General features: G+C 64.2%; 8 protein-coding genes and 1 pseudogene. All 9 read left to right on the top strand.

The window, feature by feature from the left end; translation table 11 throughout:
- A partial coding sequence (locus A6M56_RS10170) for a major capsid protein (protein WP_286758118.1) occupies positions 1–964 on the top strand: 964 nt, incomplete at its 5' end.
- A 7-nt stretch (positions 965–971) separates the two neighbouring features.
- A complete protein-coding gene (locus A6M56_RS10175) occupies positions 972–1,250 on the top strand; it encodes a head-tail joining protein (RefSeq protein WP_286758119.1) in 279 nt (92 codons plus the stop codon).
- A 10-nt stretch (positions 1,251–1,260) separates the two neighbouring features.
- A complete protein-coding gene (locus A6M56_RS10180) occupies positions 1,261–1,686 on the top strand; it encodes a hypothetical protein (protein ID WP_286758120.1) in 426 nt (141 codons plus the stop codon).
- A 4-nt stretch (positions 1,687–1,690) separates the two neighbouring features.
- Positions 1,691–1,894, top strand: coding sequence for a DUF7210 family protein (locus A6M56_RS10185; RefSeq protein WP_286758121.1), 204 nt, complete (start codon positions 1,691–1,693; stop codon positions 1,892–1,894).
- Positions 1,895–1,896: 2 nt separating this feature from the next.
- Positions 1,897–2,649 carry a phage tail tube protein gene (locus A6M56_RS10190; protein ID WP_286758122.1) on the top strand — a complete coding sequence of 251 codons (753 nt, stop codon included), beginning with the start codon at positions 1,897–1,899 and terminating at the stop codon, positions 2,647–2,649.
- Positions 2,649–3,050: a DUF6631 family protein gene (locus tag A6M56_RS10195; RefSeq protein ID WP_286758123.1), complete on the top strand. Its 402-nt coding sequence runs from the start codon at positions 2,649–2,651 to the stop codon at positions 3,048–3,050. Before A6M56_RS10190 ends, A6M56_RS10195 begins: the two co-directional genes overlap by 1 nt.
- Positions 3,051–3,079: 29 nt before the next feature.
- On the top strand, positions 3,080–3,235 hold the full coding sequence (locus tag A6M56_RS10200; protein WP_009521710.1) for a hypothetical protein: 156 nt from the start codon (positions 3,080–3,082) through the stop codon (positions 3,233–3,235).
- A gap of 3 nt (positions 3,236–3,238) precedes the next feature.
- Positions 3,239–3,880, top strand: a complete 642-nt coding sequence (locus tag A6M56_RS10205) for a DUF6441 family protein (protein ID WP_286758124.1) — start codon at positions 3,239–3,241, stop codon at positions 3,878–3,880.
- Positions 3,880–5,496, top strand: a pseudogene (locus A6M56_RS10210) (phage tail protein); the annotation flags it as partial. The gene A6M56_RS10205 and the pseudogene A6M56_RS10210, both read left to right, overlap by 1 nt.

The following is a 5,496-nucleotide window of genomic DNA, read 5'->3' on the forward strand; positions in this document are numbered from 1 at the left end:
CCTCCTGCCCAACCGCTATGGGCGGCTGGAGCAACTCAACCTGTTCCCGGCCAAGCCGGTGCGCACCCGGCAGATCATCGTCGAGGAGTACGCCGGTCGTCTGAACCTGCTGCCCACCCGGGCGCCCGGTTCGCCCGGCACGGTGGGTGAACGTGGCAAGCGCAACCTGCGCTCCTTCGTGATCCCGCACATCCCGCACGACGACGTGGTGCTGCCCGAGGAAGTGCAAGGACTGCGCGCCTTCGGTTCCGAAACCGAAATGGAAGCCATCGGCGGTGTCATGGCCCGCCATCTGGAGACCATGCGCAACAAGCACGCGATCACCCTGGAGCATCTGCGCATGGGCGCGCTCAAGGGCAATATCCTCGACGCCGACGGCAGTGAACTCGTCGATCTGTTCGACGAGTTCGACATCACTGCGCAATCGGTGTCCTTCGAGTTTTCGACGGCGGCCGACAACGGGCAAATCAAGACTGCTTGCCTCGAGTTGCTGGGCCTCATGGAAGATGGGCTCACCGGCGAGTTCTCGACCGGCGTGCATGTGCTGTGCTCGACCGAGTTCTTCCGGGCACTGACCACCCACAAGGAGGTCAAGACCGCCTACCAGAACTGGCAGCAAGGCGCGGTGCTGATCAACGACATGCGCTCGGGCTTCAACTACAGCGGCGTCACCTTCGAGGAGTACCGGGGCCAGGCGTCCTATGTGAAGTCCGACGGCACGCTGGGCACGCGTCGCTTCATTGCCGCCGGTGAGGCCCATGCATTCCCCCTGGGCACGGTGGATACCTTTGCCACCTACTTTGCGCCTGCGGATTTCAACGAGACCGTGAACACCATCGGCCAGCCGTTGTATGCCAAGCAGGAGCCGCGCAAGTTCGACCGGGGCACCGACCTGCACACGCAGTCGAACCCGTTGCCGATGTGCCACCGTCCCGGCGTGCTGATCAAACTGACGTCGACCTGATCCAGCCATGGACGTCGTCACGCTCTACGAAGCAGCCCGCAACACGGGGCTTCTGACCGCCGCCACGGTGGCTGGCACCACCGTGCACTGCGCCTTCCGCGCCCCGGACGAAACCGTGCTCGATGGTTTTGCGCTGTCACGCGACTACCAGATCGACTACCCGGCGTCCCGGCTGACGCTCGCTGCGGGTGACACCGTCGAAATTGCGGGCAGCAGCTATCAGGTGCGCGACGTGCGCGCCATCGGCGACGGCACCGAGCGGCGCGCCTCACTCTCCCAACTCTAAGGACATCGCCATGAACTCCGTCCGCGAGCGCGTCTTGCGGGAGGTCGTCGCACGCCTGTCATCTGCGATTGCACCCGTTCCGGTGCTGCGCATGCCAGCCGTGCCGGTCACCCGCGAGGCCAGTCCTGCGCTGCTGCTGTTCGTCGATGGCGACAGCATCACCGCCCACGCTAACCACCTGGTCGACCGGCTGCTGATCGTCCGGCTTGCCGTGGTGGCACGCGGTGCGGATGCCTTCAACGTCGCTGACCTGGCGCTGGTGGCGGCTCACGCGGCCTTGATGGCCGACCCGAATCTGGGCGGTCTGGCCATCGCCGTACGCGAGATCGACTGCGAATGGGAGTTCGACGACGCCGACGCAGGTGCCACCGCACTCCCAGCCCGATACGAAATCCGCTACCGCACCCACGCCATTGATCTCACCCAAACAGGATGAACCCATGCAAATCGAACTTCTCAAACCCCACACCCACGCAGGCAAGCGCCTCGCCGTGGGTGATCGCCTTGATCTGCCCGATGCCAGTGGCCGCTGGCTGATCGCGCAGGGCGCAGCCAAAGCGGCCACCCCCGTCACTGATTCCAAACCCGCCCGCCGTGATGCCACGTCCGGTGTTTCCACAACTGCAGCCACCCAAGGAGACTGAACATGGCTTACTTTTCCGGACAAGGCCGCGTCTACATCGGCGCACGTGATGAACTCGGCAACCCGGCCGGACTGACCTTCGTCGGCAACGTGCCCGAGCTGAAGGTGTCGCTGTCGGTGGACACCATCGAGCACCAGGAAGCGCAGTCAGGCCAGCGCCTGACAGACCTGCAACTCATCAAGACCAAGAAAGGCGAGTTCGCCTGCACATTGGAAGAGCTGATCGCCACCAACCTGGCGCTCGCGCTCTATGGCACCACGACCACGATCACTCCCGGCACCGTGACCGGCGAGCTGCTGCCCAACCCGATCACGCCGGGCAGTCTGTACCCGCTGGCCATGCAAAACGTGTCCGCCGTGCAGGTGCAGGACTCCGACGCCACGCCCCAGACGTTGCCCATCAGCCAGTACAGCGTCAACGCCAAGCATGGCTCGCTCGTGGTGCTGGATGCCACGTCGGGTGGCCCGTACACCGAGCCGTTCACCGTCGATTACGCCTATGGCGCGGCGCAGAGCACGGCGATGTTCACTCAGCCCTTGCCCGAGCGCTGGATTCGCTTCGAGGGACTCAACACCGCCGACGGCAACCGCGAGGTGGTGATCGACCTCTACCGCGTGGCCATCAACCCGGCCAAGGAACTCTCGATCATCACGGACGAACTGCTGAAGTTCGAGCTGTCGGGCCAAGTGCTGGCGGATCTGACCAAGCCAGTGGGCGGTGATCTCGGCCAATTCGGCCGTCTGGTGCTGCTGTGATGGATGACTTCAAGACCTACCCACCTGCACCGGTGGTCGTCACGCTATCGGGAATTGCGCTGGAACTGACGCCGATCCGGCTGGGCGAGTTGCCACGGCTGTTGGCCGTGGTGCGCCCGATGGCCGAGGAAATCACCAGTGATCCTGACTGGATGGCGCTGCTGGGGCGGCACGGTGATGCCGTGCTCGATCTGCTGGCCATCACCACCCGGCGTGATCGAGCGTGGATCAATGACCTGTCGCTGGAGGACGCCGTTCTTCTGGCCGCTGCCGTGTTCGAGGTGAACGCGGATTTTTTCGTGGCGCACGTCGTCCCGGCGGTTCAGGGCGCGGCCCAGCGACTCGCCCCGACGCTGCGCTCGCTGACGAACTCGGATGGGACGCTGCCGTCGCCCGCCTGATCCGCGCCGGGCACCGCCTTGGCGACGTGATGGCCTACACGCTCACGCAGGCTCAAGCCTTTCTGGATGCCGACGGCCAGATCGAACGACAACAACTTGCCCAGCTGCTCGGCATTCATGCCGTGGCAGCCCAGGGCGAGAAACGTGGCATCGAACAACTGCAACGCGATCTGCTCAAGGACTGACCCATGCGTCTCTCGCTCACCACCACCGGCCTGCTGGACCCGCGCCAGTTGGCGGCGTGGAGCGCCGAGCGGCGTCGCGCCATCCACACCGCCGTCGCCAAGGGCATGCAATCGGGTGGGCGCGAGGTGCGTGATGCGGCGCGATCCGAGATGCGCAGTGCCTTCACCGTCAAGCGCAACAGCTTCATCTCGTCGATGGGTGTGAAGGTGTTCGACAAGAAGCCGGAGCAACTGCCTGCCTTGCTGGTGGGCAGCAAGATTCCGTGGCTTGGCCTGCACGAAAAAGGCGGCACGGTGAGCGGCAATCTGCTGATTCCGCTGCTGCCCGGTCGTATCGGCCCCAAACGCTTCAAGGCGGTCATCGATGGCCTGATGCGCTCGGGCAATGCCTTCTTCATCGAGAAGAACGGTCGCGTGCTGCTGATGGCCGAGAACATCAAAGAGAACGCCGGGCAGCTGGGCCGCTTCAAACGTGCCGAGCGTGGTCTTACCGGGGCCAAGCAGATCAAGCGTGGCCAGGAGATTCCCGTCGCCGTGCTGGTCAAGCGCGTCGATCTCAAACGACGACTGAATCTGGCGGGTGGCGTGCAACGCGCACTGCCTGCCTTGGCGCGGGCGATTCAACAAGAACTGGACAAAGTCTGATGGCAAGCAATCGTGCCCAAATCCTGATTAGTGCCGTCGACCAGACCAAGACCGCTTTCGACTCGATCAAGCGGGGCCTGGGTGGCCTCACCGACACCGCCAAGAGCGTCAACGGTGTGCTGGCCAACCTCGGGGTGGCTGTCTCCGTGGCCGGTCTGACCGCGATGGTGAAATCGGCCATCGACACTGGCGACGCGCTGGACGAGATGTCGCAACGTGTCGGTGTCAGCGTCGAGACTCTGTCGGTATGGAAACCGGCAGCCGAGCAGTCCGGTGTGTCTGGCGAATCGTTCGAGAAGGGGCTGCGCAAGCTGTCCACCACGATGCTGGAAGCCGCGACCGGATCGGAAGATGCCGCTCGCGGATTCTCCGCCGTAGGTGTCGAGTTCAAGAACCAGGACGGCACCCTGCGCGCCACCGATCAGGTGCTACTCGATCTGGCCGAGCGCTTCAAGGCCATGCCCGATGGCGCGGAGAAAACCGCGCTGGCCGTGCAACTGTTCGGCAAGTCGGGAGCCGAGCTGATCCCGTTCCTGAATCAGGGGCGCGACGGCATCAATGAGCTCGCCGCTGAGATGCAGGCGCTCGGCGTGCAGATGAGTAGTGAGACTGCGGCGCAGGCGGGCAACTTCAACGATGCGCTCGACAAGCTGAAACTGGCCACCACCAGCATCGGCAACCAGATCATCGCGTCCTTGCTGCCCGTCCTGAACGATATGGCCGGTGGCATGGTCGAGTCGGCCAAGCAAGGCGGCACGCTGCGCGTGATTCTCGATGGCGTGGTACTGGTGCTCAAAACCTTGGCACTGGGTGCAGCCACCGTCGGCAAGGCCTTCGTGGCCTTGGGCGAAGCCATTGGCGCGGGTGTCGCCGCCGCTGTGGAGGCGCTCAAGGGCAACACCGAAGGGGCCAAGGCCATTATTGCCGACCTCAAAGGCAATCTGGTCAAACGGCTGGATGAACTGGCGTCCTTCCGTGACAGCCTGTTCGACCCCAAGCCCATCGAGGTCAAGGCACCCAAGATCCAGGCCGATCCGGAATTGCTTCAACGCCTGACCAAGCCCAAAGCCGTCAAGCCAGCGCAGGACACGACCGGCGCGCAAACCACGCTGATGAAAGCGCAGCTGGACGCCGAGTTCGCCCTGCTCAAGGACGGCCTGGCCCGGCAACAAACTGCGCTGGACGCTGCACTCGAAGACCGTCTGGTTTTGGTGCGCGACTACTACACGCAGAAAACGGCCCTCGAGCAACGCGAGGTTGATGCCGAGATTGCCCGCAAGCAGCAGGAACTGGCCCGCAGTCAGCAAGTCGTCACCACCGGCAAATCGGAAAACGACCGCCTGAAAGCCAAGGCCGAGGTCGCCAAGGCGGAAGCGGACCTCATCACGCTCAACAACCGGCGCACGGACATCGAGCAGGCCAATGCCCGCAAGGCGGCACAAGCCGAGCGCGAATTGGCCGACGCCTTGGCGCAGGCACGTGAGGAACTGGCACAGATCACCGGCACGGCGACGGATACCGACCGGCAAGCCGCCATCGAGCGCAGCTACCGCGATCTACGGGCGCGACTGGCGGCAGAAAGCGATGCCGACGGCGTGTCGCTCATTGATCGGCTG

This window comes from Ralstonia sp. RL (assembly GCF_001683835.1).
GTDB classification, from domain to species: Bacteria; Pseudomonadota; Gammaproteobacteria; order Burkholderiales; family Burkholderiaceae; genus Ralstonia; species Ralstonia mannitolilytica.

What these genes read in the sequence shown, in the direction of transcription:
- A6M56_RS10195 (WP_286758123.1), top strand. Translation starts at nt 2,649, where the DNA reads ATGGATGACTTCAAGACCTACCCACCTGCACCGGTGGTCGTCACGCTA.
- A6M56_RS10205 (WP_286758124.1), top strand. Translation starts at nt 3,239, where the DNA reads ATGCGTCTCTCGCTCACCACCACCGGCCTGCTGGACCCGCGCCAGTTG.
- A6M56_RS10190 (WP_286758122.1), top strand. Translation starts at nt 1,897, where the DNA reads ATGGCTTACTTTTCCGGACAAGGCCGCGTCTACATCGGCGCACGTGAT.
- A6M56_RS10175 (WP_286758119.1), top strand. Translation starts at nt 972, where the DNA reads ATGGACGTCGTCACGCTCTACGAAGCAGCCCGCAACACGGGGCTTCTG.
- A6M56_RS10200 (WP_009521710.1), top strand. Translation starts at nt 3,080, where the DNA reads ATGGCCTACACGCTCACGCAGGCTCAAGCCTTTCTGGATGCCGACGGC.
- A6M56_RS10180 (WP_286758120.1), top strand. Translation starts at nt 1,261, where the DNA reads ATGAACTCCGTCCGCGAGCGCGTCTTGCGGGAGGTCGTCGCACGCCTG.
- A6M56_RS10185 (WP_286758121.1), top strand. Translation starts at nt 1,691, where the DNA reads ATGCAAATCGAACTTCTCAAACCCCACACCCACGCAGGCAAGCGCCTC.